This window comes from Tropicimonas marinistellae, from assembly GCF_001509585.1.
In the GTDB taxonomy this organism is placed as follows: domain Bacteria; phylum Pseudomonadota; class Alphaproteobacteria; order Rhodobacterales; family Rhodobacteraceae; genus Tropicimonas; species Tropicimonas marinistellae.
This window is the reverse complement of sequence record NZ_LNCI01000003.1, coordinates 453,790-480,684: the sequence shown is the minus strand read 5'-3', so window position 1 is coordinate 480,684 and position 26,895 is coordinate 453,790. Positions and strand designations below refer to the sequence as shown.

The window sequence follows — 26,895 nt, the reverse complement described above, 5'->3', positions numbered from 1 at the left end:
GATATCACCCGTCGTTTTTCAGGATCATTCGCATGATCTTTTCCTGTGAGGCCTCGGCAGCCGGCAACTCGCCAGCCATGCGGCCTTCGTTCATCACGTAGATCCGGTCGCACATACCCAGAAGCTCAGGCATCTCGGAGGAGATAAAGACGATCCCCCGTCCCTGCGCCGCCAGTTCGTTGATGATCGTGTAGATCTCGTACTTGGCATTCACGTCGATGCCGCGCGTGGGTTCGTCGAGAATCAGCACTTCCGGGTTGGAATACAGCCACTTGCCGAGCACGACCTTCTGCTGGTTGCCGCCGGAGAGGTTCACCACCTCCTGCAACATCGAGGAGCAGCGGATGTTCAGCTTGTCTATGTACTCACGGCTCACCTGACGCTCTTCGTTGTCGTCAAGCACAGAACCTTTCGCAACGCCGTCGAGATTGGCAAGCGTCAGGTTGTTCTTGATCGTGTTCTCGAGGACGAGCCCGTATTCCTTCCGGTCTTCGGTCACGTAGGCGAGCCCCCGGTCCACCGCCTTGCGGATCGTGCTCACATCCACCTGCTGCCCCTTGAGCTGGACTTCGCCGGAGATCTTTTGACCATAGGAGCGTCCGAAAATGCTCATTGCCAGCTCGGTGCGCCCTGCCCCCATGAGCCCCGCGATCCCGACGATTTCACCGGCCCGCAGGTTGAGGTTCACGTCCCGGATCAGATGACGGTCGGAGTAGATGTGGTGATAGACGTTCCAGTTCTTCACCTCGAAAACGGTATCGCCGATTTCCACGTCTCGCGGCGGGAAGCGGTTGGTCAGTTCCCGGCCCACCATATCCTTGATGATCTTGTTCTCGATCTCAGGACCATGGTCGCAGGGAAAGGTACTGACCGTCATGCCGTCGCGCAGGACGGTGATCGTGTCTGCAACCTTGGCAACCTCGTTGAGCTTGTGAGAAATCAGGATCGAGGTGATGCCCTGACGGCGAAACTCTAGCAGCAGTTCCAGCAGCGCCTCGCTGTCGTTCTCGTTAAGGCTGGAGGTTGGCTCATCAAGGATCAGGAGTTCAACTTCCTTCGAGAGCGCTTTCGCGATCTCGACCAACTGCTGCTTGCCGACACCGATATTGTCGATCAGCGTGGCCGAATTCTCGTTGAGCCCCACTTTCCGGAGCAGCTCGGTGGCGCGCGAATGGGCTTCGTGCCAGTCGATGACTCCCTTGGTTGCGGTCTCGTTGCCCAGGAAGATGTTCTCGGCAATCGACAGCAGCGGCACCAGCGCCAGCTCCTGGTGGATGATGATGATCCCCTTGGCCTCGCTGTCGGAGATCTTGGCGAACTTCTGCAACTCTCCGTTGTAGAAGATGTCACCGTCGTACTGATGGTGAGGATAGACGCCGCTCAGCACTTTCATGAGGGTCGACTTTCCGGCACCGTTCTCGCCCACGAGTGCGTGGATCTCGCCTCTCTCGACCGTCAGGTTGACGTCTGCAAGGGCCTTCACCCCTGGGAACGTCTTGGTGATGCTGCGCATCTCCAGAATGGCATTCATTTGACCCGCTCCGTTTCGACGGACCTGCGTTTCTTGTTGCCCGACCGGGGCGGCACTGCTTGGCGCCGCCCCGAGGGAACAATCCGCTACTTGACCTGGTCTTCGGTGTAGTAGCCGCTGCCGAGAAGCACTTCTTCCCAATTGCTCGCATCCACCGGAACCGGCTTGAGCAGGAAGGAAGGCACGACTTTCACGCCGTTGTCATAGGTCTCGGTATCGTTGATCTCCGGCTCGCCACCCTTCAGAAGGGCGTCGACCATACCAACGGTTACGCGTGCGAGTTCGCGCGTGTCCTTGAATACGGTCGAGTACTGCTCGCCGGCGAGGATCGACTTGACCGACTGAACTTCGGCGTCCTGACCAGTGACGATCGGCATCGGCAGGTCGCCGGAGCCGTAACCCACGCCCTTCACGGAGGAGAGGATGCCGATGGACAGGCCATCGTACGGCGACAACACGCCGTGCAACTGTGTGTCGGTGTATTGGGCGGAGAGCAGGTTATCCATGCGCGCCTGCGCCACGGCGCCGTCCCAGCGGAGCGTGCCGACCTTGTCCATGCCCATCTGTCCGGACACGACGTTGATCTTGCCTTCGTCGATCAGCGGCTGCAGCACAGACATGGCGCCATCATAGAAGAAATAGGCGTTGTTGTCGTCCGGGCTGCCACCGAAGACCTCGATGTTCCAGGGCGAGTCATCGGGGAAACGCTCCATCAGGCCATCGACAAGCGACGTACCCTGAATGACCCCGACCTGGAAGTTATCGAACGTCGAGTAGTAGTCGACGTTTCCGGAGTCACGGATCAGTCGGTCGTATGCGATGACCTTGATGTCAGAGGCAGCGGCGTTTTCCAGCGCAGCCGAGAGGGTCGTGCCGTCGATGGCCGCGATGACCAGCACGTTTACCCCCTTCAGCATCATTGTCTCGATCTGCTGAAGCTGGTTGGCGATATCATCTTCTGCATACTGAAGGTCGGTCTTGTAGCCGGCCTCTTCGAATTGCTGGACCATGCTCTCGCCATCGGAGATCCAGCGGGACGAAGACTTCGTCGGCATCGCGATCCCGACGAAGGCCGAATCGGCCGCCGCGGGCACCGCCGACAAGCCCATCGTCGCTGCCACGGCACCGGCGGCGAGTGTCGCGCCCCATGAGTTGAATCCTTGCATTTCGTCCTCCCGAACTAACGCACCTGCCGGTGCAATCACGACTTGGCTCAACCGAATTGCCTGGAAAGGGGCCGTTTTCGACATGCTTGCAGCAGTTTCGCGACCATCGACCACACGATAGCAGACGAAGTACGATTGCCCGCCCTGTCAACGTGGGCGGTGCAGTTCACTGCAAGACCGGATCGTTTCCCTTCCCTTTTTGGCGCGCCGGTTGACGGGCTCCAAAACTCAGATCGTTTTGTCCTCCTGATCACATTGTGGCTGATCGACCGCTTTTTGGAAGTCGGCATACGGTCAAAAACATGGACGATATTGCTACGTGTTCAGGCTGGCGAGGGGCGGAACACCATCGGTAGTTCAGTGCTGTTGACGCAATCGAGAACGAGCGACGCACCTATCGTTGGATTAGTGACGGTCGGAATCACTCACAAAACGGCGCGCCCGACGCGCTGCCACCAACCCGATCGCCTCGCTCCGCCATATCGCAAGGCTGAAAGCACGACCTGAGAGGAACGTGACACCGGTAATGGTCGATGATGGACGTCAGATTGTCGGTCCGTCGCTGACGATTTGCCCGCTCGATCTACGCACCTGATTCCGGGACATGGTGAGATCGAACAAGGTGCACCGACCTCGACCGTCATTTTTGGATGCGTAGAGTGCCCTGTCGGCGTCGGCCAGCAGTTGCTCAACGTCGGCAGAAGGACGGATTTCGCTCGTTGTCACACCGATACTGCCGGAAATCCGGCAAAAAACATCGTTGTGGGGAATCGGCTCCTCCAGACGTGCAATGATGCGCCATGCGATAAGCTCGAGTTGATCTGTATCTGTCAGCCCGTCAAAGACCAGTATGAATTCGTCGCCGCCGATCCGCGCGACGGTATCCGACTGACGCGTCTCCGCAACCAGCGAGCGCGCAACGGATTGCAACACCTCGTCGCCGGCCGCATGGCCGAACGTGTCATTGACTTGCTTGAAATAGTCGAGATCGACCTGCATGAGGCCGAAACACTCCTTCTTGGACAGAATCCGGGCCAGAACATGGTCGACTGCGCGGCGGTTCTTGAGGCCAGTCAACGTATCGGTGAATGCCTGTTCCTCCGCCGCAACCTTTGCCCCTTGAAGACGCAGGTTGAGCTTTTTGGATTCCTGCATAGCTGCCGACTTTGCCTCTACAAGGTAGAGCATCTCCACGGCCAGATCCGTCGCCGCGAAATCCCCCGACGAAAGGTCGTAGGCCTCCACCGCATCGATAACCGAAAACCCGAAGGAGAGATTTATCAGGATGTCGCCATTTGCCGGCAGGCGAACCGCGACCCCCTTGAACGTTCCCTGCGTGCCATCGAGGAACGAGAGCGACACACGCCCACCGTCCCGTTCGGGGATCTGAGAGATATCCGTCAAGCCTGCGGGCCGGCGCAAGACGAAAACGTCGAAGATCGGGCACCCGATCAATTCCGATTGTGGGCGCAGTTTGAGCATCGTCGGACCCGCGCATCTGATACGCCCGTCGCTTGATACAACAAGATGCATGGGCATCAGCAAATCCGCTGCCGACCGGTCCAATGCCAGATGCACATCTCGCGCACGCTCGTGGACACCGCCAAACTCGTCGCGGGGAGACATACGATCAATGTTGGGCGGATGGACGCTCATGCAACCTGCCCCTGATGTCCGCGTGCCAGTGAGAACCGCCGCCCTTCTGCGAAGGCACTGTCCAACAGTCCGATTTCGATTGCCATGTTGCCGTCGTCCTGCGTTCGATGGTCCAGCAACACGAGCGCACCGTAGTCATCTGCAAGTGCGCGCAGGACGCCAACGAGTACAAAGGCAAAGCCGCGATGAGGGCCGCGGACGTGCAGTATGAAGTTGCCTTCTCCGTTATCCTCAAGCTGCAACTCCGGCAGGACGAGATCGCTGACCGCCAGGCGGGCGCGGTCAGGTAGATCGTCCAGAGAGTGCAGGAACTCGTCAAAAGTCTCTCCACCGAACCTCAGAAGCCTGCGAATGGCTTCGGTGTTCGGATGACTGACCAAGTAAGTTCCCACATCCTCAAGCAGCATCTCTTCAGGCTTGTCCAATTGGCTGACGACGGTTCTTAGGAGCTTCAGGCTCAACTTGTCGTCATATGTCAGCATTGCTTCGAAGCCGTCGGGCGGAACGCCCATCGAACTCGAAATGGATAGCCACCGGCCTTCGCCGTACGTGTCCTGAACGAAACACTGAATGGACCGATTGATTAACCCGTGCATACCCTCGCCTTTCCTCGCGACGAAAGGCTAGAACGCGAGCGCTTAAGAAAGGGAAAACGCAACCGGGTAGTTTCGGGTCAAAAATCTGTCGGCGCGCCGCCTTCGGACTTGCGACGCGCCACGAATTCGCCAAGCGCCTCGGCGGCACCGGCATCAATCGGCGGTGGTTCGAAGCCGCGCACGATCTCCTTCCAAAGCGTGTGCGCGCGCGCATCGGTCCAGATACCGCCCGATAGCGCCCAGGCCTCGAAGTTGCGCCAGTCCGACAGGAATGGCTGATAAAACGCCGTGGTATAGCGGGCCTGGGTGTGGCTCGCGCCAAAGAAATGGCCATCCGGCCCGACCTCGGCGATTGCCTCGACGGCGACATCCTCGGCACCCGTCGCCGTCAGGACGGGGTCGAAATACCGCTGAATCTGCTGCAGGATCTCGCAATCCATCACGAACTTCGCCGGGCTTGCAATGAGACCTCCTTCGAGCCAACCGGCCGCGTGGTAAACGACATTCGCACCAGCCTGTACCGCCGACCAGAGTGCATTCGACGTTTCCCACATGGCCTGGCCGTCAGGCACGTTGGCCGCGCAAGACCCCGAAGCACGCATTGGCAAACCGTAGTACCGCGCCATTTGCCCCGTCATCTGCGTCGCACGCATGTATTCCGGCGTACCGAAGGCCGGAGCGCCCGACCGCATGTCGACATTGGACGTGAAGGTGCCGATCACGCAGGGGCAACCCGGGCGAACCCATTGGAAAAGCGCAATGGCCGAGAGCGCCTCCGCTATGGATTGGGCCACTGCGCCGGCCATGGTCACCGGGGCCATCGCACCCGCGAGCGTGAACGGTGTGACAAACACCGCTTGACCGCGCCGAACCAGACGCAGGCAGCCGTCGATCATCGGTGTGTCGTGTTTGAGTGGCGAGGTGGAGTTGATATTGGTGTACATCCGCGGCGTCGCCTGAAACTCCTCGTCAGAGAGTCCCGCGGCGAGCCGCGCCATTTCCATCACGTCTTCGACCCGCTCCGGACCCAACGCATAGGCGTGCACGACCTTATCCGTTAGAAGCAACTTGTCGTGGAGCACCTCCAGGTGCCGAACCGAGGGATGAATATCCAGGGGTTCCACCGGGTAGCCGCCGGCAAAGTGGATACAGTTGAAGTACTGCGTGAGCTTCAGTAGATCGCGGCATTGCGCGCGCGTTCCGGAGACCTTTCCTGTCTCGGTATCCCAGTAGTTCGGCGGTGAGGAGACATTTCCAAACAGAATCGACCGCCCGCCGACTGTGACAGCACGATCGGGGTTTCGCGGCGTCAGGGTGAACTGGGACGGCGCGCGAGCCAGCATCTCCATCACCCAATCCCGCCCCATCCGAACATTCGTTTCCCGAACGATACATCCGGCGTCGCGAAACAATTCCAGCGCTTCGTCATGAAGAAACTCGATCCCGATCTCTTCGAGTATCCGCATGGAAGCGTCGTGAACCGCCGCAATACCCTCCGCGCCGAGTGGTTCGGTCGGGCGGTCTGTTACTTCGGGCGGCCGCCATGGCATTTGCTCGATTGCCGCGCCACCGGCCCGGCGCGTGTTTCCGGCACGGCCGCCCGCGCGACGACGCCTGCCGCGTCCGGCACTCTCGGATGCCGGAAACGGCTCTTTGCCGGCGGCGGGATCGGTCTCGGGCATCGCATTTCCTCCTGGCCTTGCCCGAGCATGGCAGGAGCAAGGACGCGCCGGAGCGCCGGAATGCGACCGTACGTGTCGGAAATGTCGCGCCGAGGGCTATTCCAATCCCAGCCAGCGCGGCAGATGCCCAATGTCCGGCAGAACGACATCGGCGTAGGGTGCCAGCTCATGCTCGTCAGCCACACCGGTTAAAACGGCCACTGTAGACATTCCGGCAGCACGTCCGGCATGAAGGTCGTGCGTGCTGTCACCGATCATTGCCACAGTCTCGACCGGCAGGTCTACGTGCGCGGCGAAGGCGAGGCATTGGCCCGGCGCGGGCTTCGCCCCATGGCCACTGTCGGCTCCGACAACGAAGTCGAACGCCTCTAGTACACCGATCGTGGCAAGCTGCGCGACAGCGACGGATTCCATGTCGTTCGTGGCCACGCCAAGCACCTGACCGGACGACCGCAAGCGCGCCGTCAGTCCGGTGAGCGGGACCGCCTCGACTGCCATGAGGTTTTGCGAACTCTCCTCAATTCTCCGCTGTATCGTGGACCTGTCCAGATGCGGCGCGCCGGGCAGAAGAAGCGCCACCGCATCGTCCACCGTCCCCGCGATCATTGGACTGTCCGGGAAAAACCGTCGGCGGGCCCTGTCGAGTCGGATGCGGGCGGCAAGCGTATCGGCCCGGCCTGAATCGCCCTCGGCGAACTCGTACACCAGATCGGCCGCCCAACCACCCCATGTTCCCTGAAAGTCGAAGAGCGTCCCGTCCTTGTCGAAAAGCAATCCGCGAATGTCCGGCATTGGATGCCCCTCCTCGTGGCGGTGGATCTCCGCTTCCCCGCCGGCCCGGCAGGACGTGCCCGTCAGGTCCAGTTCGGCAAGGCTCCTCCGGGGAGAGCCTGCCGTGCGCGCAGCGGATCTTCACCGGAAAGCCCCTCGCTCGCGCAGAACGCCGCGACCCAGGCGTCGTCCATCGTCAGGAAATCGAGCACCGCCGCCAGAAACTCCGCGTCGCCGGCACGGGCTTTTACATCCGTTAACGCGGCCCCGGTCGCTCCAAGGAACACAGGCAGCAATTCGTCATTCCCCGCAAGCCAGGCAAGCGCTTTCAACCCAATGATTTCGGCGAATTCCTTCTCCACTCACGTCTCCGTCATTTCGGCAGAAAGGTTTCCTTAACCAATCTCAATAATGACTAATAACTACAAGGGCTGCGGGGGCCTTGAGACAGGAGTGCGGCGCAATGCCCGGTCGAATTCTGGTCGTAGACGACGTTGCCACCAACAGGATCATCCTCAAGGTCAAACTGACGAAATCCTGCTACGAGGTCCTTCAGGCCAGCGGTGGGGCTGAAGCGCTCCGGCTCGCTCAAAAAGAACGGCCGGATCTCATCATGCTCGACATGTCGATGCCCGACATCGACGGGCTGGAAGTGTGCCGCCGTCTCAAGGCTGACCGGCGCACGGCGGACATTCCGGTCATCATCCTGACCGCCCACCGCGATACCCCGGCAAAACTCGCAGCGCTGGAGGCCGGTGCGGAGGAATTCCTTTCGAAGCCATATGACGACATGGGCCTTCTCGCGCGGGTGCGCAGCCTGCTACGCGCGCGAAGCATCGCGTCCGAACTGGCCCTTCGCGAAGGCACGCAGCAGGCGCTCGGCTTCGCCGAGGCCGAAAGCGCCTTCGTCCCGGCAGGGCGAATTTGCCTTGTCGCCGATGCCAGAGCGGAAGCCCTGAGCTGGCGCACGCGGCTGCAAGAGCGCTTGCAGGACACCGTCGAGCTTCGCAATCGGGAAGCAGCGCTGAACCATGCGGAACCGAGTCCGGATCTCTTCGTTCTGACCGCAGACCTCGAAACGCCGGGCGGCGGGCTTATGCTCCTGTCCGAGCTGCGGTCGCGACCGGAAACCCGCCACTCGGCGATAATCGTCGTCGTCCCGCCATCGAACCAGCACCACGCCGCAATGGCGCTGGACCTCGGCGCTTCCGACGTGGTCAGTATGCCCCTCGACATGGACGAAATGGAGTTGCGCCTGAAATCCATGATGACCCGCAAGCGCCAGTCCGACCGGCTACGCCGCAAGGTACGCGACGGATTGCAGATGGCCGTCACGGATCCGCTGACCGGCCTCTACAATCGGCGCTACGCACTGTCGCACTTGGAGCGCGTTCGCGGCCGGGCGCGGGATACCGGACGCAGGTTCGCCGTGATGATCGTCGATCTGGATCGGTTCAAGGCGGTCAACGATACCTACGGCCACGCGGCCGGCGATACCGTGCTGAAATCCATGGCCGATACCTTGCAGGGGAACCTGCGAACGGTCGACCTTGTTGCGCGCATCGGTGGTGAGGAGTTTCTCGTCGTGATGCCGGACATAGAGCCGGACGCCGCCCTGAATGCGGCCGAACGGCTAAGGAGCGCTGCGGCCGCAAACGAAGTTCTGCTATCTGGAACCGAGGTGTGCGGACCGACGACCAAACATCTGCAGACGATTTCTGTGGGCCTCGCGATTGGCGGTTCCGAACCCGATGCAACGGATGTGACAGCGCGGCAATTGATGGAGGCAGCCGATGCTGCACTCTACCGGGCGAAGAAACGTGGTCGAAATCGGGTTTTCCTCGGCACGCCCGGCGACAAACCTCCGGTGCACCGATTTCATCCCACGCGCGAGTCCATAGCCCCACCTCCTCCCCAGCAGACGGCTGTAGTCTGGCGCTGAGCCCAGAACAACGGAGGTCGTTCAATGGGCGCGCGATGACGTAAATATCCTCACGCGAGCAAAGGACAGGACGCTGTCCGAATTCCAGGGTAGTAGAAACTGGGGGCAAAGCGGAGGAAAGCCCGACGCCTCTGCACGTCGTCTGGTTTCCGCTAGTCCTGTTTCGGACCGTCGTTGTACGGGCGCGCTGGCCGGTCCGGTCCGAGAGGAACACCGCCGTGCCGTTTGTCCCGGAACCGTTCGGCGAAACGCATACCCCGCTCAAGCTTGTCGGCAAAGGCCGCACGTTCCTGCGGCGACATGCGTGCCAGTTGCACCGCAAGTTCTTCCTGCCCGATCGAGCGCCCGCGCGAGGCGATCTGCGCCTGCCGCTCCACCAGGTCGAGGAAACGCGCCTCGTCGAATGGCTCCTGCCGGATCAGGGTGAGCGTTTCCCGGAAGGCCGTGCCCCAGGCCGCTCGGCCTTCAACCAATTCGCCGCGGCGCGCCTTGGCCGACGCGTAGAGCGCTTCCCGGTTGTCTGCGTCCAGCGCCATCAGAAACGGACCAAGCCCCAGTTCACGGGCAATGCGCTCCGGACGTTCCTTGTCGTCGACGCGACTCAGGTAAGCGCCCGCCACGATCCCCACGACCGCGAGGTTCATGGCGAGGGAGACGAACAGGAGCACGCGGAGCCATATACGGCGGCGGGGTGCAATGGGCGGCGGGGTATTCTCGGTCATTCCAATCGGGTCTCCTGCCTCATCCGTCTGCCAACAGGAAGTCGATATCCGGCAGCGAGGAATCCATCGTCAGGTTGTAGACACTGCCCAATAGAGGCTGCGTGAGTGTATCCACCGTACTGGGCGGGTTGTACCCAATCCAAATGCCAGCTGCAGTTGCCGTGACAAGGCCCGCCATGGCCGGCCAACCGCCAATGGCACTGAACACTCCACCGAGACCCGCTCTGCGGCTTGTCTCGGGCGCGGTTGCTGGCGCTTCAATTTCTATCGCGTCCTGTGCGGAATAGGCATCGGCCAACACCCGCGCCAGCATTTCCGGCGAGGGGTCTGGGGCAGCCACCCGCGACGCTTCGAAAAAAACCTCAAGCTCCTCGTCGAGGGTCTTGTCCGTCTCACTGGTCATCGCTCAACCCCAGTTCTGCGCGGCGGCCGATAAGACGGGCGGCCAATGCGCGTTTGCCCCGTGCGGTCAGACTTTCCACAGCCTCGACGCCGATTTCCATTACGGCGGCGATCTGCGGGTTCGACAACCCCTCCAGGTGCCGGAGAACGACCGCCTGACGCTGCCGTTCCGGCAATTCTTCCAATGCGGCCTGCAACGCCGCTGCCCTGTCGGCCTGTTGCAGCCGAGTATCGATCCCGGGCGCGGCATCGGGCGGCTCGACGCCTTCTCCGAACGCATCGTCCAATCCCATACCGCGCCGGCGGCGAAGGCGGTCAGTGCAAAGGTTGCTGGCCACGCGGTAGAGCCAGGTGGAGACCTTTGCCTCGCCGTCTCGCCATTCCGGTGCGATTTTCCACAGCCGCAACATCGCCTCCTGCGCCACATCCTCGGCCTCGGCCGCGTCCCGCAGCATTCGTTGCGCCAAGGACAGCACACGAGGAGTCATCCGCAACGTCAGCACGCGCGCGGCCGCACGATCGCCCCGTGCGTATTGCGCCAGGAGCGCTTCGTCGGTCAGGTCGGAATCTGCATCGAGCGGCATGGTCATCGTGTCCGTGGCCTAGCCTCGTTCGTCGTGGATGCACAAGGCCGCCGACCCGGTTCGCGCGCCCCGATGGCCACCCGAACCGGTTTCGGCATCCCACCTCGTCAGTTGCGCCAGAACGGGGCAACATCCCCACGCGGTCCCGCCTTTCCCCGATCGTCGCGACCGAAATCCCTGCGCCCGAACCGGTCCGCACGCTGCGCCATTGAATTCGCTGCGGCGTCGAATTCCGCCTCGCTGATCGCACCGTCCTTGTAGGTATCCGCCCAGGTGAAGAATCGTTCACCCGGAGCCATCGTACGATTTCGACCTGGGTTTGCAGTCATTTCCTCCTGGCTGATCGTGCCGTCTCCGTCGGTGTCCAGCCGCGAGAGCATGGCCTCGGCACGTGCGATATCGCGATTTGCACGCATCTGCTCGATGCTGGCAGTGAGTTCCTCCTTGCTGATCGCGCCATCGCCGTCAGCATCTGCGGCCTTGAAACGCTCAGCCGCCCGGGCGGCTGGGAATGCCTGCATCTCCGCCGGTGTCACCTTGCCGTCGCCATCCGTATCAAGTTGCGAGAAGGTCGGCCGCTCGCCTGGCGCCTTCGGCCCACCGAAGGCGATTGCATCATTTGCAACCAGCAATCCGGAGACGATTGCGGTGCTCAGCAGAATGATTCGCGTCATTTCCTCAATCCTGTCTTGTTGCGTTGGAACACCGCATCCATGCGGCGTGTCATGCTCATTTCACGGAGCCACCCGCGCTTTCCGTCGCGATGGCTCAAACTTTTTTTGGGGGGTCTTTTCGCGACATCCGGACGCACGGACCGTCCGGGGGCCTCACATATCGTCTGAAAGCTGGCATTCTGAGCTTGCGAACAGACAGCGGCTGCTTAGGCCGCGAAATGGAGGAATCGGGCATGGAACCCCCAAAAGCGAGCCCCCTCGTTCAGGGCAGGCTCGCCGAACGGCCGTTGAAGCCGGCGCTGACGCGTGGCTGGAGGCGGCGTTGTCCAAACTGCGGCAGCGGGCCGTTGCTGTCGGGCTATCTCAAGGTGGCCGATCATTGCCCGGTCTGCGAGGAGCCGTTTCACCATCAGCGCGCCGACGACGGGCCGGCCTATCTCACGATTCTCATTGTGGGTCACCTCATGGCGCCGATGATCATGTTCCTCTACGCTGAGCTGCACATGGAACCACTGATCATGGCAACCGTGCTGACAGTGATTTGTGTCGCGCTCTCGCTTTACTTGCTGCCGCGGATCAAGGGCGCTTTCATCGCTCTCCAGTGGGCCCGGCGCATGCACGGTTTTGGCAGCCCGGACGGTACTGCGGAGCACTGAGCCCAGATGACCGACAAGACTGCGGTTCGCGATGCCTCGACGGTAATCCTGTGGCGCGCCGGCGGCGTCGAGCCCGAGGTACTCATGGGACAGCGCGGCTCTTCCGCTGCTTTCATGCCGGACAAGTTCGTCTTTCCGGGCGGCGCGATCGATGATGCGGATGCCGAGGTCGCCCTTGCGGGGCACCCGGACGAGACCTGCCTTCGCCGCCTTGCGCTGGAAGGCGACCCAACGCGCGTGACCGCCCTTCTGGCCGGAGCGGTGCGCGAAGTATGGGAGGAGACCGGTCTGGTGCTGGGGCGGTCACAGCCGTGGCAAGCCCCCTCGCCCGACTGGGACAGTTTCGCCGCCACCGGCCACGCGCCGTCGGCGGAGGCCTTTTCGTTCGTGTTCCGTGCGATCACGCCACCCGGCCGATCCCGCCGTTTCGACGCGCGGTTCTTCCTCGTACCAGCCACGGCCGTACGCGGTGACGCGGAAGACTTCACCCATGCCTGCGACGAGCTGCGACACCTACAATGGATCCCGCTGTCGGACGCCCGCCGGTTCGATCTGCCGTTCATTACCGAGGTGGTGCTGGCCGAACTCGACCCGCTGATCCGTGGCGGCGGCGCCCCTCAGAGCGTTCCGATGGTCCGAAACGACGACATCGTTTCCGGCATTACCCGGTTGCGCTGAACCCGCAGGCCACAACCGACCGGCGTGTGACCCAAGTGACATCATCCGGTCAGGTGACGAGCACCAGCACCACGAGGCTCGCCATTAGCAAGCCGATCCCGATCCATTCGCGGCGGCTAAGGCGCTCCCCGAAAAAGAGCGCTCCGCCGGCAATCGAGAAGAGCAGTTCAACCTGACCCAGGGCATAGACGTAGGCGGCATTCTGGAGCGCGAAGGCGATGAACCAGCAGAGGCTCCCGGCAAGGCTTGTGACGCCGACGGCGAGGCCAGGACGCCAGGCCGCGATTACCTGCCTGATCTGTGCTCGGTCACGCCAGAGAAACCACAGCAGCATCAGCACCGTCTGGCTCGCCGTGACGAAGGCCAGTGCCAGGGCGGCGCGGAAGGCGACCGGCCCGTCACCAAGCGCCAAGGTCGCGCCGCGGTAGCCGACGCCGGCCAGCGCGAAGAATGCCCCGCTCGTCAGTCCCAGGCCGGCCGAAGGCGACCACAGCCGGGCGACTCCCCGCGCCGGGGCGCTCCCGTCACCTGGGCTAGCGAGAACAAGGAGGGCAAAAAGGCCCAACAGCAACGCGCCAAAACCGGCCGGTGAAATCGCCTCTCCGAGAAGAAGCCATCCGACGAGCACCGTCTGCAGCACTTCCGATTTCTTGAAGGTGATGCCCACGGCGAAGTTTCGTCGAGAGAACAGTGCAACCACGCAAATGGTGGCAAGGATCTGCCCGATCCCACCAGCAAGCGCGAAGGCCCAGAAACGCGGCGTCAGCGGCGGTACGGTTGGTTGAAAGACGAAGACCCAGGCAAGAACCGCAACCGCAAGCATCGGCGCCGACCACAGGAAACGCGCCCAGGTGGCACCCGTTGTGGAGAGCCCTGCCTGCTTCAGGCGCTTCTGCAGGGCAAAGCGGACCGTCTGAAACAATGCAGCGGCCAGCGTGGCGAGGATCCAGGTTTCCATTCGGCGGCTTTCGCTGGCTTTGGCGCGTCAGTCCAGGCAGATCGTCGCGCGCAGCCCGTTTTCCATGATCGCTTCGTGGCATCCGAACATCGGCACTTCCGGCGCGCAGGTGCGCGAGCGCGCAAGGCACAAACCCTCGCAATCGGCGCCTGTTGTGCAGAACTGGCCGGCGTCGGCGGGCGTCTTGTAGCAAACACGGGTCGCGCCGCCGGGTCCGGTGCCGAACCGACCGCCGCCGCTTTCGCATTGGGCGCGCTGTTGCTCGACGAACTCTGGCGTTCCCGGCTGCGCCGGCGGCTCCGGCGGTTCGCGCCCGGGCAGGCAGGCGGCCAGCGCGAGCAGGCAGGCGATGCTGGTGATGATGCGCATGTTTTTGGCTTTCCGACTCGGGCCCCGGAGCGCTCAACCTGCCGCAGTGGCCGGGCCGGCACAAGCCGCGGGCGCACTCAGAATGGCATCGGGTGGTCGCGATGCGCTCGGTTGAGATCCTTGATCGCTTCCTCCGGCAATTCGAGATCGCGCCCCTTGAGGATGTGGGCCAGTTGCTCCGAGGTGGTCGCGCCGAATATCGCCGAGCCCATGAACGGCCGCGTGCGACAAAAGGCGAGCGCCATATGCGTGAGATCGAGACCATGGCGCGTGGCAATTTCCGCATATGTCTCCACGGCGGCGTGAGAACGCGGATTCGCGCGGCCCGCGAGATTTCCATTGATCGACATGCGGCTGCCCTCGGGCACAGCGCCATGGCGATACTTGCCGGTCAACAAGCCTGCAGCAAGCGGCGAATAGGCCAGGAGCGGCACTTGTTCGTTGACGCTCAACTCCGCAAGATCGGTGTCGAACAGGCGGCAGAGAAGCGAGTATTCGTTCTGGATCGAAACCATGCGAGGGCCACCGCTCTCAGCGGCAAGCCGCAGCCACTCGGCGGTTCCCCATGCGCTTTCGTTCGACAGGCCGAAGTGGCGTATCTTTCCGGCTTTCTGCAGCCCCGCGAGAGTCTCCAGCACTTCGCGCATGTGCGTCTCGGTCGCCGTGCGATCCTGATTGGAGGGATCGTAGTCCCAGTACTGCCGGAAATGATAGGATCCCCGGTTCGGCCAGTGGAGTTGGTAGAGGTCGATCGTGTCGGTCTTCAACCGCCGCAGCGAACCGTCCGTTGCCTCGACGAGGGTTTCGGGGTCGATCCCGCGTCCGCCCCGGCAGAACCCGCCATTGGCGCCGGTGATCTTGGTCGCCAGCACGATGTCGTTCCGACGACCCGACGCGGCGATCCAGTCCCCGACGATCTCCTCGGTGCGTCCGACGGTTTCGGCCCGCACCGGATTGACTGGGTACATCTCGGCCGCGTCGATGATATTGATCCCGGCGTCGAGCGCCATGTCGATCTGGCGGTGGGCATCCTCTGCGGAGGTCTGATTGCCGAAGGTCATCGTGCCCAGGCACAGATCTGTCACCTCCACATCGGAGGATCCGAGGCGTTTCTTCTGCATGGTTGTCCTTTCGTCGTGTTCGCGCTGACATTACGAAGGGGTCCGTTGGGGACAAGGGGAAAACGCTCTACCGCCAGACTGGATGGCGCCTGCAACGGAGCCCTCCCGCCCGTCGTCAGCGCATCTGGCGATGCACCTCCTCCCGTTGGGCCCGGCCGCGCGCAGCGGCGCGCGGTCGGTTTCTCCGAAGAGAAACCGTTCGGCGGACATTGGAAGGTATCGGGCCTGCTCATGCAGCGCATCCTGAGTCTCGCGACCGTTTTCCACCGGCGACCTTTCGCGCGCTTCCCGGGGTGACGCAGGCGAAGCCTGCCCGGCCCAACGGGATGAGATGCTGGCAAGCATCGAAGACGGGCGGGAGCGCCTGGGCGGCTTGTCCGTCCCCCTGGCATCGACGATTGCGAACAAATCAAGAACATCCTATCCTCCTCGCATGTCCCGCCATCATGCCCTTCTCCCGCGCAGCACTCGCACCGGCCCGCCCGCACTGCCTGTCACGGGCGAGATGACACTCGCGCTGGCGCGGGTCCATGAGTTCTGCGGACAGGCGCGCCACACGCTGGCGCTTGCGGTGGCCGCGGCCCGGCCGGGGACGATACTGTGGATTGCACCATCCTGGCGAATGGAGCGGCTGAACGGCGAGGGAGTGGCGGCACGGATCGATCCGGGGCGGCTGATCCTGCTTGACGCCCGGCAGATAGGTGACTTGCTGTGGTCGATGGAGGAGGCGCTGCGCTCGGGCGCGGTGCCGCTGGTGGTCGCCGAATTGCCGGAGCCCCCCGCACTGACGCCGGTGCGGCGGCTGCACCTGGCCGCGGAAGCCGGAGCGGCGGAAGGCAGCGTGGCGCCGTTGGGGGTGATACTCACCCCCGGAGAGGGCGGCGCCCAGGGGGTCGAAAGCCGCTGGCACCTCGCTCCCCGGCACGACGCCGCACAGAGCCGGTGGCATCTGGAGCGGCGGCGTGCCAGGGCGGCGCCGCCGGCGGCATGGACACTCGGTCCGGCAGTGGACGCGCAAGAGCCCCGGCTCCGACTCTCGCCACTGCCCGCCGACGAAGCGCTCCCGAAATCGCCGCCAAGCCGGCCGCAAGCCCGGCAGGCCCCGCACGACCCAAACTCCCCGTCTTGAGGCAAGTCAACGAGCCCGCTCACGAGATGTGAGACAATACCCCGCAAGATCCAATCACATGAGAAGGGGAGGACGACATGAAATTCACCGCATTGGCCGCAGTACTTTCCATTTGCTTCGCGGGCACCTCCCTTGCCGACGAACCGAACATCTCGGCGGGGAAGCGCATGGCCGAGGCGAACTGCTCGAACTGCCACAACATCGAGCCGGGAGGCGCATTCAAACTCTATCCGCCCAGTTTCCAGGCGATCGCGATCTACATGGACCCGCAGGTGATGCGCATGAAGGTCATGTTCCCGGACCATGCAACGTTGATGCCGCAGTTCCACACGTACATGTTTGCCGAGAACATCGACAACATCGTCGGCTATATCCAGACACTCGACGAATAGCTGCGGATCGCCGGCCCTCAACACCCGCGCAAACGATTCAATGCCATGTCGTTGACCGGTTGCGCAGGTAATGCCGAAGGAAGAGATTCTCCCTTCCAGCGTGTCGCGCTCGCATGATCCGGTTGGTTCCACATCAAGCGCCTGCTCGACCCAATCACACGGTCCCACCCGCCGTGGAGGAATCCCACCACGGCGCACTCTCGGAAGGGCGCGCTAGCTGCCCAACACGACTTCGCCATTTCCGGACGACTTTTTCACCAACGTCCGCCGTGAACCACTGTTCGCAACTACGCGCAACAGAACCGTCTCGCTATCAACCGCTCCCTATTACCGTGCCTCGACTCCCGGCAATCGTGGGGAAACGGTCACCGCGTCGATTGTGGCCACGGCACCAGCGTGACGGCGAGCAAGCCGAAGGTCCCGGTGAATGCCACAAGCGCGATCTGCGAGATCATTCGCGCGGGCCGAATGCGCTGGATACGGCCAAACAGCAACAAGGCCCCGACGGCAAGCAGGTTGCCGACGACCGCCATAAATCCGGGGCTGGTCACTCGCCAGGCGAGATAACCGCTATTTTCCTGCGCCAATGACAGGGCGAAGGGGAAGAGGAGCTTCGAAATCCTCTCGTGCAACATGCCACTCGTCCCCGGCACCGGGCGTTTATACTTCGCGACCTCAATGTAGTCGGGCGTCATGGCCACCGCCTTGACCACCTTGTCGTTGCCGAAAACCGCCGTGGGATGGACAGGATTCAATAGAAGCTTGTAATCCATCGTATCCGCGTCATAGCCCTCCGTCGGCAGTTCTACGAGTTCATAGCCACCCGACCTGAGAAGGAGGAGACGGTTGTCTTCGGTCAGGACGAGGCCGAGGAAAACGCGCTGCCTGTTCTCCTGCACCTTGATCGACCGGATCGCGAGATCGGTCGGGATCGGCGTGCGGGTGATCACCGGACCGTCGTCCAGCCGTTTGACATGGAACGTCGCCCCACCGGCATCAACAAGGAAGATCCCTTCGTCGAAGGCTTCAGGATGGTCTGTTTTCCTGCAACCAGCCGCGCGGGAAATGCAAACCCCTCTGCCGTCAGCGCGGCAGTGAAGCGCTCCGTGAGTTCCGGGTCTACCCGGTTCACATCCACATTCACGAATTCCATGCGGTCGGCCATCATCCGGAATACATCTTCGGGAAAACTCAGGCCCGCCTTGTCCGGATCGGAGTTCAGCAGCGCATAGACAGGAACGGAAGGGTGCCGGTCCTCGACCTCGCGCGATTTCAGTTCGAAGACCTGCCGCGCGTCGCGGATCGTCTCCAGGTCGAAGCTCTGCCCGCCAATCTCGACGGGCAGCAGGCCCCAGATGTCCATGTTCTTGTAGTAAATGAATGGCAGCGAGGTTTCGAAAGCGCGCCGATCAAACGTCTCGCCTGAGGCCGTGGCATAGGTGAAGTCATGATGGCCGCGATGCTCACGGAAGACGAAATCCTGCTTCACCGGCGAATAGAACATATGCGTCGGCGCGACCTTGGGGGAGTAGGCAATGGCGTAGACCATGGGCAAGACAATCGCGGCTAACGCCACCGTCAGCAGCGACAGGGACAGCCAGGAAAGGAAACGGGAGGTCATCACACCCCCCCGTTGCGAAATCGATGCGCGGCCTGCAGGCTCGCCGGCGCAAGCAGCAGCACGAAGGCCGCAGCGCCGATGAGCACGAGGTCATAGGCCTGGTATTGCCCCGAACGATGGCAGAGCCAGACGACACCGGCCGAGATCGCCAGATTGGCCGCCTGATAGCGCCGATCCGGCTCCAGCAGGGTCAGCGCCGCGCCGAGATAGGCGGCGATGCCAGCGAGGACCCATGGCGCCGCCGTGAGCAGCGCAGAGGCGATGAAAGCGGCGGGAAAGAAGGTCCCGATGGTGATAGCGAGCGCGGCAAGGTCGAACGCCAGGAAGACCAGCAGCGCGGCGAGGCCGACGCCGAGATGGGCGAAGACCAGCGGTACAATACCCGTCGGCAGGTGCAGCGAGAGGCGCAGCCGGCCCCGGATCAGTTCCGGCAGGAACTGCACCGCGCCGATCAGCGCACCGGTCAGGAGCGGCACATAGCGCAGGTCCTCGTAGAAGATCCGGCCGATATGGTTGGCCTGGTAATAGATCATCTCGGCATGTTCGATGCGGAACTGGTGCCGGATCGAGAGGTAGAGCCAGGCGGAAAAGAGAAGATGCGCGGCGAGGATGAAACCCAGCCATGAGCGTAGCTTCAGCCACTCCTTGTAGGCGATTGCACGCATCAGTATTTCCCCGTGTAGCCGACGAAGGCGTCTTCAAGCGTCATTTCACGCGGAGCGATCCCCGAAGCGTCGATCCCGAGCTTGCGCAGTTCCGCCTCGACTTCTGCTTGTTCCTTGAAAGCGAAGACCTCCAGACGCCCGTCCGCCTCCATTTCCATGCGATGTAGCGCGCCGTCAGGGGACGGTAACTCGCCCTTGGCGGCGCCCGGTGGGAGATCGTACCGCCGGAAACTCGACATGAACGCGTCCAACGAGGTCTGCAGCACCCGCGCGCCGCGGCGGATCAGGATCACGTCATCGACCAGTCGTTCCATATCCTGAACAACATGGGACGTGACGAAGACTGTCTTCTCGCCCTCTCGCGCATAGTGGACGAGATAATCGAGGAAAAGCCGCCGGTAGCCGGCATCGAGCCCCATCGTGTAATCGTCGAGGATCAGCAGGTCCGGATCCTGCGCCATGACCAGGCCGAGCACGACCTGGCTGCGCTGGCCCTCGGACATGTTGCGGATGCGATGTGTCACCGGCAGGTGCAGGCGGTCTACGAGGTCGTAGAACACGTCGCGCCGCCATTTCGGATACCATTTTGAGGTGAAGCGTTCGATCTCCTCGATGGACATGAAGTCATAGGCAAGATGTCCCTCGAAAACGAGACCGATCCGGCGTTTGGCCTCGGCCGAGAGCGCGTGGCTGGGTTCGCCCAACACGCGGCAGCGGCCCGCATCGGGGGTCAGGAACCCCATCAGGATCTTGATCAGCGTGGTCTTGCCGACGCCGTTCTTGCCCAGCAGGCCGAGGATACGCCCCGGTTCGACGGAAAAGCTCAGCCCGTCATGGATCTTGCGCGTGCCGTAGTGATGTACGAGCCCGTCCACCGCGATGGCAGGTTGTGACCTCATGGCAGCCCCTCAACAGTGCAATCAGTAGATGTCGTCGCCCGTGATCTCGATCCGGTGCCCTTCGCCGGCGTCGAACATCACCGTGAACTTCCCATCCGGCTTGTCGAAAATGAACTCGCTGTTCTCGTCCATGCTCGCGTCGATGACAATGTTGCCAGACTTGTCGCTAACGTAGATACGAACGCCTGCGGCAGACGAGCCGTCTGAAAAACCACCCTCACAGAGGACGGTACCGTCACCATTGTCGTAACAGGCGCAGAGTGGGGTGTGCGCAATGGCGGAGCCGACGGTGGCGGCGATGACGCCTACCATCACGATTGGCGAAATGACCTTGGCGATCATGAGTATCTCCTTGACGGGATTCTGTCTTGTCGTGGGGCGACTGGCGGTGACGATCGCCCTGCCGGGAAAACAATGGCTATTCCTTCCCGGGCTCGAAGGTGAATTGCGTCGTGGGCGGGCAGCTCCCGGTGGAAGAGCATCCCGGGCACCCGGTGCACCCCTCGCCCGAACCGGCCTTTGACCGGCGGCGGAGGAAACCGCGCAACAGATAGGCGAAGGCGAACCCGGCGATGATTGCGACGATGGCGAATTCCAACGGGCCGGTGGCGGCCTCCGCGCCCATATCGATCATAGGCTGTGTGCTGTCGGTCATTCTGCCGCCTCCCGCGTTCCGCCGGGCAAAAAGTCCGGCAGCCATGGTTTGGGAAGCGCCACGATGAGTAGAAGACCGAGCGCCGCAAGCCAGACCGTGGACATGGTCTGCAATCCCGTCAGCCCAAGCGCGGTTGCGCCAGTGAAAACGGCGGAGGCGACGGCCAACCCGAACAGCGTTGGAAAGATGATGGAGAAGACCATCCAGCGTGTTGAGGCGGTTTGCACCCGCACCATGATGACGGTGGCCAAACAGGGCGGGTAGAGCGCGAAGAAGAGCATGAGCGCCACGGCGGAGACGGCGGTGCGGCCCTCGCCGGCCTGTTGTTCGCCCATCCGTTCCTCAAGCGTCGCGTTCTCGCCCTCGTCCTGGTCGAAGAGCACGCCAAGCGTGGCAACGGAGCTCTCGCGGGCGGCGAAGGAGGAGAGAAGCGCGATATTGATCTTCCAATCGAAGTCGGCGAATTGCGTCACCGGCTCCATGGCCCGGCCGATCGAGCCGAGGAAACTGGCCTCGATCCGGTCGGACCGCATCTCGCGCCGCAGCGTCGAGCGCTGTTTGGAGAGGTCGCGCAGCGCCTTGTTGGCGGCCTTGGCATCGGCGTCGCGGCTGCGCAGGACAAACGGCACGAAATCCGGGTGATCCTCGGCCAGCGTAACATCCATCGCTTCCACAGCGGATTTGCTGCCGGCGTTGAGCCGCGCCGCCTTGTAGGCCGAACTCACGTTGATGAGGTCGACCAGACGGGCCGGATCTTCCACGGCCGCCCGGAGCGGATTGCCGTACAGTGTCTCGTAGAACTGCGCCACGGCGGCCTCGGCCTCGGCCTGATAGGCGAGCTGCTTCTCGGCTGGCACGCCGGGGAATTGCAGCAGCACATAGATGACGATGGCGATGGCCACGACCACGGTGCCGACCTTCTTGATATAGAGCCATGTCCGATCGAAGCTGCGCCGCGCCACGCCGGTGAGCGTCGGCAGGTGATAGGAGGGCAGCTCCATCACGAAGGGCGCGGTTTCCTCGTTGCGCAGCACCGAGGAGGTCAGCAATTTCGCCACCAGCATCGCCACCACCACGGTGATGGTGGAGAGATAGAACAGCATCAAGCCCTTGGCCTCGGGGAAGTAGATATTGATCAGCAGCGTGTAGAGCGGGATCTTGGCCATGCAGTTCATGAAGGGCACGGTCAGGATCGTGGCCAGCCGCGCGCGGGCATCGGGGATGCCCTTGGTCGCCATCACGCCGGGCACCGCGCAGCCGCCGGCAAAGACACCGGCGAGGATGAAGGGCAGCGTCGACTGCCCGTGCAGCCCGAAACGGTGCAGGATGCGGTCGAGGATGAAGGCGATCCGCGCCATGTAGCCCGAATCCTCCAGGATCGCGATCAGGGCGAAGAGGATCAGGAAGATCGGTACGTAATTGAGCAGCGTGTTGATCGAATCCACGATCCACAGGCCGAGCGAGCGGATCTGCGGGTCGGTCAGGAAGCCGGCATCGGGCAGGATCCCGGCCATCAGATTGCGGAAGGAGGCCAGGAAGGGCCAGGTGATCTTGGTCAGCTCATAGCCCTGGACGATGGAGAGCTGGTAGATCGCCCAGACCGTCGCCAGCAGGAAGAGTGGCGCGGCGAAGCGGTTGAGCAGCACCCGGTCGATGCGCTCCGAAACCGGCACCTGCCCGGCCTTGCTGTCGGTCACCGAGGCCGCGATAATCTCCGCGGCATGCCGGTCCCGGCAGCCGCTGATATGGTCGCCCGAACTCAGGCCCTGTTTGGCTTCGAACGCGTCCCGCGCCTTGTAGACCTCGTCGAGCATCCCATGCGGATTGTCGAGCCGCACCCCGAGGAACGTCTCTGCCTCGCTGTCGCCCTCAAGCAGTTTTACCGAAAGCCAGCGGGCGGAGACATCCTGAAAGGCGGCGTCGGCCGCGATGCCCGCCTGAAACCGCGCGACGGCCTCCTCCAAGGATCCGTAGTTCAGTGTTGCAGGGGTCACATGCTCGCTCACCGCCGCTTTTGTTATCGCGGCGCGAAGCTCGGCCTCCCCCCTGCCCTTGCGGCCCACGACGGGCACCACCGGCACGCAGAGCCGGCGCTCCAGATGGGCGATGTCGATCTCCAACCCGCGGCGCTCGGCGGAATCCATCATGTTGAGCGCGATGACGACCTTGAACCCCATCTCCAGGAGTTGGAAGGTCAACGGCAGGGAGCGGCGCAGATTGGTCGCATCGATGACATTGACCACCACGTCGGGCCTGTCCTCGAGCAGGAATTTCCGCGCGACACGTTCCTCCAGCGAGAAGGCGGCGAGCGAATAGCAGCCCGGCAGGTCCACGACCTCGTATCGCCTACCTTCGGCGAAGTAGCTGCCGGATTTCTTGTCGACGGTCACGCCCGGGTAGTTCGCGATATGCTGCGTGAGCCCGGTAAGCATGTTGAAGAGTGTCGACTTGCCGGCATTTTGCTGACCGGCCAGCGCCACCAGATAGGGACCGCGCTCAGGCATGGGTCACCTCGATATGCGCGGCCTCGCGGCGACGCAGGACAATGAAACTGTCACCGAGTTGCAGCTCGATCGGATCGTAGAGCGGCGCGTTGCGGACCACCTTCACTTCGCGGCCCGGCTGGAAACCGAGATCGAGAAGTCGCTGGCGGACAGAGCCACAACCATGCAACCGGCAGATCCGGCAAACCTCTCCGGGAACGATATCGTTTAGGTTTATGTCATCCCTTTCGCGGCAACAGGCATCCCGGCAGCGATAGCCCTTTTGGCGTCCGCCGCGCCCCACGCCGTTTCCACGTCCCAATCCCATGGCCTGGAAGACTCTGCGCCTCATCGTTCCGTCCGTTCTTCTTGGGGGGGAGACCCGCCCGGCGAGGTCCGGACGGGATGATTTCATGACTTACTGTTTTTCTCGCAACGCCTATTGCAGGTCGAACGCCTTGATCCAAATCACGGCATCCTGGCTGAGTTCTTTTCCGTCGAATTCCGTGTCCGGGCCGGAGCCAAGTGCGGCAAATCCCCAGAATCCGGCCTTCGGGATGCCGAAGGAGAAGATGCCATTTGCGTCGGTCATCGCGACCAGCGCGCCGCCGGGCATCGGCTCGGCGGTTACGTCCCCTGGCATGTTGGTTTCCATATCCGGCTCTGCGGCCATGAATTCGATTTCAACCTCGGCGCCGGCCAAGGGCTGGCCGTCGGACAAAAGCTGGGCGGAGAAGGTCGAGCCGGAGATCACATTGTAGGGCTTGTTGAGCGGCACAAACTCGGTCTTCATTCCCACCGGCTCGTTCCAGCCCGTGGGGATGCCGCCCTTGTTGATGAAGGTCTTGGTGAGTTGCTGGATGTAGATATCTTCCGACTCCTCATAGTAGGGCGCGGGGACCAGACCGACGATGTAGTCGCCATTGCGTTTCACCGGCAGCACCCCTTCGAAGGCTGCGGATTCGTTGCTCGCCCCCTTGAAGGTGATCGGCGTAAGGCTTTCAGAAATATCGGTCTTCTCGCCTTTGAGGACGTAGAAGAACTCCTCTGGCTGGCCCATATCCATCGCATAGCCGTTTTCGAACGGATGCCAGAAAATAAGCTTCAGCGGCATCTCGCCCGGCCTCTCGACATTCACATCCGGGCCGTAGACGAGTTGGAAATGCGCCATCGCCGGAGCGGAAATGGCAATGGCGGACAGTGCGGCGGCGGCAAGCAGTTTCTTCATCGGATATCCCACGTCTTCATTCACTCAGTAGATTTCGTCCTGCGGCACGACGATCTGGTGGCCTTCGCCGCCGTCGAACAGAACGTCATGGAAGCCCTCGGGCTTTTCGAACTCAAACTCGCCATTGGCATCGATCACACCTTCCAACAGCGCCTCGCCAGACGCATCTCGCACGATCATCGGCACGTTCGCGGCCGAGGAGCCATCCGAGAAACCGCCTTCGCAAAGGACGGTGCCGTCGCCATTGTCGTAACAAGCACAAAGCGGTGTGTGCGCCGAGGCCGTACCGGCCAGGAGCGCAAGAGACCCGCTCAACAGGAGCGCGGTCCGAATGGAGTTTGTCATTTTTTCCTCATGGAGCGGAGGCGGTGCAGAACCCTGCATCGCGGCACACCGCAAATCCGCCCTGGCTCGACGTATCTGGCGTGAGCTTTTGCGGTCTCGTTCGGGATACGCCCGCTGAGTAAAATGCTCAACTACTCCCGGCGCGACACGCGGTCGCAAAAAAAACGCGCGTGAACTCCCTCTCTTAACTCACCACCCAGGGCCCGGCATTCTAACGGCGCGGCGCCTCCGAAACGATTGAACGTGCGAGGAAGCCGCGCGTGGCCGGTCGCGCTGCCCCGAGGCCCGAGGCCGACTCACCGGCGCACATCAGGCAAACAAGCCGAGGAGTGGGATTCACACGTCTGGCTGGTCCGGGATCGTGTCCATACGGGAGCGGCGCGGTGCTTGCGGGTCGTTGTCGAGAACGCCATGAAGGCGCTCCATCATCGCAACGAACAACGCCGATTCTTCTGCCGAGAGCGCCGCCAGCAAACGACCTTCCAAAGCCTGCGCCTCGGGAACGATACTGTTCAGCACCTGCCGGCCTGCCTCGGTTAACGAGATTTCCACGAGCCGCTGATCCGCTTCGCTGGCTACCTTTTCCACGAGACCGGCTGCCTCCAGTTTTGCCACCGCCCTGCTGACCCTCGGCTTCTCCAGATTCACGCAGTTATGGATTTCCCGCACCGATACCATCTGACACCGAGACAGGTGGACGAGCACGCGCCATTCCGGGATGGTCAGCCCGAAACGCTCTGCATAGACCACGGACAACCGCCGACTGACCCGCTCGGAGAGCACCGCAAGCCGATAGGGCAGAAACTCGGACAACGAAAAAACGTCTGGCATGCGAACCTCGCCTGGTCGTGTCATTTCATTTGAAACGACATTGACAATCATTTCACCTGCAACGATATTCCGCTCACCCTAGCCGCGGAGATCGGATCGCGCAAGAATACCCCTGCCGCGCCCCTCAGAGACGCGGCACATCAGGAAGGACACGGGCCATGGCAAAAGCATTTGCTTCGCAGGACGACACGGCCGAGAAGAAGATCAGCTTTACCGAAGTCGGCGACGGGCTCTGGGCCTTCACCGCCGAGGGCGACCCGAACTCGGGTGTCATCATCGGCGACGACTCGGTGATGATCGTCGAGGCACAGGCCACACCGCGGCTCGCCGGCAAGGTGATCGAGAAGGTCCGCGAAGTCACTGACAAGCCAATCACCCATCTGGCCCTCACACATTACCACGCGGTCCGCGTGCTGGGGGCCTCCGCCTATGGCGCCGGGCAGATCCTGATGTCCGACGCCGCCCGCGCGATGGTGGTCGAACGTGGTCAGGAGGATTGGGACAGCGAGTTCCAACGCTTTCCACGGCTATTCGAGGGACACGAGAGCATTCCCGGCCTGACCTGGCCCACAACCACCTTCACCGGACGCATGTCTGTCTATCTGGGCAATCGACGGGTGGACCTGATGCAATTGGGCCGCGCCCATACCGCAGGCGATATCGTCATTCACGTGCCCGATCAGAACGTCATGTTCACCGGCGACATCGTGGAATACCACTCGGCCTGCTATTGCGGCGACGGGCATTTCCACGACTGGTCCGGCACACTCGACGCGATCAAGGCCTTCCATGTGGACGCCATCGCACCGGGCCGCGGCGACGCGCTGATGGGGCAGGACATGGTGACAGCGGCCATCGAGAACACCCGCGATTTCGTCGACAGCACCTATCGCCCCGCCGCCCGCGTGGCTGCCCGCGGCGGCTCGCTCAAGGAAGCCTGGGACGCCGTGCGCGCAGCCTGCGACCCAAAGTTCGCCGACTATGCGATCTACGAGCATTGCCTGCCGTTTAACGTCGCCCGTGCCTACGACGAAGCACGCGGAATAGACACGCCACGAATATGGACGGCGGAACGCGACCTGGAGATGTGGGCGCAGTTGCAAGGCTAATTGGCGGGTTTGGGGAGCCCCTGGGGAGGA

29 protein-coding genes and 1 pseudogene are annotated in these 26,895 nt (G+C 62.5%); 6 read left to right on the top strand and 24 right to left on the bottom strand.

Going from position 1 to position 26,895, the window contains the following annotated elements; translation table 11 throughout:
- Window positions 1-4: 4 nt before the first annotated feature.
- The 7 genes from mmsA to ARC39_RS08485 form a co-directional block, all read right to left on the bottom strand.
- Window positions 5-1,531, bottom strand: coding sequence for a multiple monosaccharide ABC transporter ATP-binding protein (gene mmsA, locus ARC39_RS08515; protein ID WP_068112950.1), 1,527 nt, complete (start codon window positions 1,529-1,531; stop codon window positions 5-7).
- Between the two features lie 86 nt (window positions 1,532-1,617).
- On the bottom strand, window positions 1,618-2,640 hold the full coding sequence (gene chvE, locus ARC39_RS08510; RefSeq protein ID WP_236545168.1) for a multiple monosaccharide ABC transporter substrate-binding protein: 1,023 nt from the start codon (window positions 2,638-2,640) through the stop codon (window positions 1,618-1,620).
- Between the two features lie 600 nt (window positions 2,641-3,240).
- Window positions 3,241-4,353 (bottom strand): GGDEF domain-containing protein, encoded by a 1,113-nt coding sequence (locus ARC39_RS08505; RefSeq protein ID WP_236545158.1) that lies wholly within the window; start codon window positions 4,351-4,353, stop codon window positions 3,241-3,243.
- Window positions 4,350-4,949, bottom strand: a complete 600-nt coding sequence (locus ARC39_RS08500) for a heme NO-binding domain-containing protein (RefSeq protein WP_068112944.1) — start codon at window positions 4,947-4,949, stop codon at window positions 4,350-4,352. The genes ARC39_RS08505 and ARC39_RS08500 overlap by 4 nt, the downstream gene beginning before the upstream one ends.
- A gap of 77 nt (window positions 4,950-5,026) precedes the next feature.
- Complete coding sequence (locus ARC39_RS08495) at window positions 5,027-6,631, bottom strand: trimethylamine methyltransferase family protein (protein WP_068112943.1); 1,605 nt, start codon at window positions 6,629-6,631, stop codon at window positions 5,027-5,029.
- A gap of 96 nt (window positions 6,632-6,727) precedes the next feature.
- Window positions 6,728-7,423 (bottom strand): HAD family hydrolase, encoded by a 696-nt coding sequence (locus ARC39_RS08490; protein ID WP_068112940.1) that lies wholly within the window; start codon window positions 7,421-7,423, stop codon window positions 6,728-6,730.
- A gap of 62 nt (window positions 7,424-7,485) precedes the next feature.
- Window positions 7,486-7,764: a DUF3572 domain-containing protein gene (locus ARC39_RS08485; protein ID WP_068112937.1), complete on the bottom strand. Its 279-nt coding sequence runs from the start codon at window positions 7,762-7,764 to the stop codon at window positions 7,486-7,488.
- Between the two features lie 101 nt (window positions 7,765-7,865).
- Between ARC39_RS08485 and ARC39_RS08480 the strand changes: the two genes are divergently transcribed.
- Window positions 7,866-9,344 carry a diguanylate cyclase gene (locus ARC39_RS08480; protein WP_068112934.1) on the top strand — a complete coding sequence of 493 codons (1,479 nt, stop codon included), beginning with the start codon at window positions 7,866-7,868 and terminating at the stop codon, window positions 9,342-9,344.
- A 152-nt stretch (window positions 9,345-9,496) separates the two neighbouring features.
- On the opposite strand, the gene ARC39_RS08475 is transcribed toward ARC39_RS08480, so the two are convergent.
- The 4 genes from ARC39_RS08475 to ARC39_RS08460 all read right to left on the bottom strand — a co-directional run bounded on the left by ARC39_RS08475 (window position 9,497) and on the right by ARC39_RS08460 (window position 11,726).
- Window positions 9,497-10,066: a periplasmic heavy metal sensor gene (locus tag ARC39_RS08475; protein ID WP_068112931.1), complete on the bottom strand. Its 570-nt coding sequence runs from the start codon at window positions 10,064-10,066 to the stop codon at window positions 9,497-9,499.
- A 19-nt stretch (window positions 10,067-10,085) separates the two neighbouring features.
- Window positions 10,086-10,469 carry a hypothetical protein gene (locus ARC39_RS08470; RefSeq protein WP_068112929.1) on the bottom strand — a complete coding sequence of 128 codons (384 nt, stop codon included), beginning with the start codon at window positions 10,467-10,469 and terminating at the stop codon, window positions 10,086-10,088.
- Window positions 10,459-11,058 carry an RNA polymerase sigma factor gene (locus tag ARC39_RS08465; RefSeq protein WP_068112926.1) on the bottom strand — a complete coding sequence of 200 codons (600 nt, stop codon included), beginning with the start codon at window positions 11,056-11,058 and terminating at the stop codon, window positions 10,459-10,461. Before ARC39_RS08465 ends, ARC39_RS08470 begins: the two co-directional genes overlap by 11 nt.
- 101 nt (window positions 11,059-11,159) lie before the next feature.
- Window positions 11,160-11,726: an EF-hand domain-containing protein gene (locus ARC39_RS08460; RefSeq protein WP_068112924.1), complete on the bottom strand. Its 567-nt coding sequence runs from the start codon at window positions 11,724-11,726 to the stop codon at window positions 11,160-11,162.
- A gap of 233 nt (window positions 11,727-11,959) precedes the next feature.
- On the opposite strand from ARC39_RS08460, the gene ARC39_RS08455 reads away from it, so the two are divergent.
- Window positions 11,960-12,382, top strand: coding sequence for a DUF983 domain-containing protein (locus tag ARC39_RS08455; protein ID WP_068112921.1), 423 nt, complete (start codon window positions 11,960-11,962; stop codon window positions 12,380-12,382).
- 6 nt (window positions 12,383-12,388) lie between these two features.
- A complete protein-coding gene (locus tag ARC39_RS08450; protein WP_068112918.1) occupies window positions 12,389-13,060 on the top strand; it encodes an NUDIX hydrolase in 672 nt (223 codons plus the stop codon).
- A gap of 49 nt (window positions 13,061-13,109) precedes the next feature.
- Here the strand turns inward: ARC39_RS08450 and ARC39_RS08445 are convergent, their stop codons facing one another.
- The 3 genes from ARC39_RS08445 to ARC39_RS08435 all read right to left on the bottom strand — a co-directional run bounded on the left by ARC39_RS08445 (window position 13,110) and on the right by ARC39_RS08435 (window position 15,508).
- Window positions 13,110-14,018: an EamA family transporter gene (locus tag ARC39_RS08445; RefSeq protein WP_068112916.1), complete on the bottom strand. Its 909-nt coding sequence runs from the start codon at window positions 14,016-14,018 to the stop codon at window positions 13,110-13,112.
- Window positions 14,019-14,045: 27 nt separating this feature from the next.
- Window positions 14,046-14,387: a hypothetical protein gene (locus ARC39_RS08440; protein WP_068112913.1), complete on the bottom strand. Its 342-nt coding sequence runs from the start codon at window positions 14,385-14,387 to the stop codon at window positions 14,046-14,048.
- Window positions 14,388-14,464: 77 nt separating this feature from the next.
- Window positions 14,465-15,508, bottom strand: coding sequence for an aldo/keto reductase (locus ARC39_RS08435; RefSeq protein WP_068112911.1), 1,044 nt, complete (start codon window positions 15,506-15,508; stop codon window positions 14,465-14,467).
- A gap of 505 nt (window positions 15,509-16,013) precedes the next feature.
- Between ARC39_RS08435 and ARC39_RS08430 the strand changes: the two genes are divergently transcribed.
- Complete coding sequence (locus tag ARC39_RS08430; protein WP_236545157.1) at window positions 16,014-16,637, top strand: hypothetical protein; 624 nt, start codon at window positions 16,014-16,016, stop codon at window positions 16,635-16,637.
- 77 nt (window positions 16,638-16,714) lie between these two features.
- Entirely contained in the window at window positions 16,715-17,029 is a 315-nt protein-coding gene (locus tag ARC39_RS08425) for a c-type cytochrome (protein WP_068112908.1), read from the top strand.
- Between the two features lie 365 nt (window positions 17,030-17,394).
- On the opposite strand, the pseudogene ARC39_RS26145 reads toward ARC39_RS08425, so the two are convergent.
- The 10 genes and pseudogenes from ARC39_RS26145 to ARC39_RS08370 all read right to left on the bottom strand — a co-directional run bounded on the left by ARC39_RS26145 (window position 17,395) and on the right by ARC39_RS08370 (window position 25,756).
- A pseudogene (locus ARC39_RS26145) lies at window positions 17,395-18,533 on the bottom strand (DUF4857 domain-containing protein).
- A 116-nt stretch (window positions 18,534-18,649) separates the two neighbouring features.
- Window positions 18,650-19,315, bottom strand: a complete 666-nt coding sequence (locus ARC39_RS08410; protein ID WP_068112895.1) for a hypothetical protein — start codon at window positions 19,313-19,315, stop codon at window positions 18,650-18,652.
- Entirely contained in the window at window positions 19,315-20,214 is a 900-nt protein-coding gene (locus tag ARC39_RS08405; protein WP_068112892.1) for an ABC transporter ATP-binding protein, read from the bottom strand. The genes ARC39_RS08410 and ARC39_RS08405 overlap by 1 nt, the downstream gene beginning before the upstream one ends.
- Before the next feature lie 21 nt (window positions 20,215-20,235).
- Entirely contained in the window at window positions 20,236-20,556 is a 321-nt protein-coding gene (locus ARC39_RS08400; RefSeq protein WP_068112889.1) for a hypothetical protein, read from the bottom strand.
- Between the two features lie 76 nt (window positions 20,557-20,632).
- Window positions 20,633-20,869, bottom strand: coding sequence for a FeoB-associated Cys-rich membrane protein (locus ARC39_RS08395; protein ID WP_068112886.1), 237 nt, complete (start codon window positions 20,867-20,869; stop codon window positions 20,633-20,635).
- Entirely contained in the window at window positions 20,866-23,373 is a 2,508-nt protein-coding gene (feoB, locus tag ARC39_RS08390) for a ferrous iron transport protein B (protein WP_068112883.1), read from the bottom strand. Before feoB ends, ARC39_RS08395 begins: the two co-directional genes overlap by 4 nt.
- Complete coding sequence (locus tag ARC39_RS25235; RefSeq protein ID WP_201455728.1) at window positions 23,366-23,704, bottom strand: FeoA family protein; 339 nt, start codon at window positions 23,702-23,704, stop codon at window positions 23,366-23,368. Before ARC39_RS25235 ends, feoB begins: the two co-directional genes overlap by 8 nt.
- Before the next feature lie 87 nt (window positions 23,705-23,791).
- Window positions 23,792-24,580: a DUF4198 domain-containing protein gene (locus tag ARC39_RS08380; protein ID WP_068113264.1), complete on the bottom strand. Its 789-nt coding sequence runs from the start codon at window positions 24,578-24,580 to the stop codon at window positions 23,792-23,794.
- A gap of 24 nt (window positions 24,581-24,604) precedes the next feature.
- On the bottom strand, window positions 24,605-24,925 hold the full coding sequence (locus ARC39_RS08375) for a hypothetical protein (RefSeq protein WP_068112876.1): 321 nt from the start codon (window positions 24,923-24,925) through the stop codon (window positions 24,605-24,607).
- Between the two features lie 336 nt (window positions 24,926-25,261).
- A complete protein-coding gene (locus ARC39_RS08370) occupies window positions 25,262-25,756 on the bottom strand; it encodes a MarR family winged helix-turn-helix transcriptional regulator (protein ID WP_068113262.1) in 495 nt (164 codons plus the stop codon).
- A 158-nt stretch (window positions 25,757-25,914) separates the two neighbouring features.
- Here ARC39_RS08370 and ARC39_RS08365 point away from each other — a divergent pair, with 158 nt between their 5' ends.
- Window positions 25,915-26,865 carry an MBL fold metallo-hydrolase gene (locus tag ARC39_RS08365; RefSeq protein ID WP_068112874.1) on the top strand — a complete coding sequence of 317 codons (951 nt, stop codon included), beginning with the start codon at window positions 25,915-25,917 and terminating at the stop codon, window positions 26,863-26,865.
- Window positions 26,866-26,895: the final 30 nt, after the last annotated feature.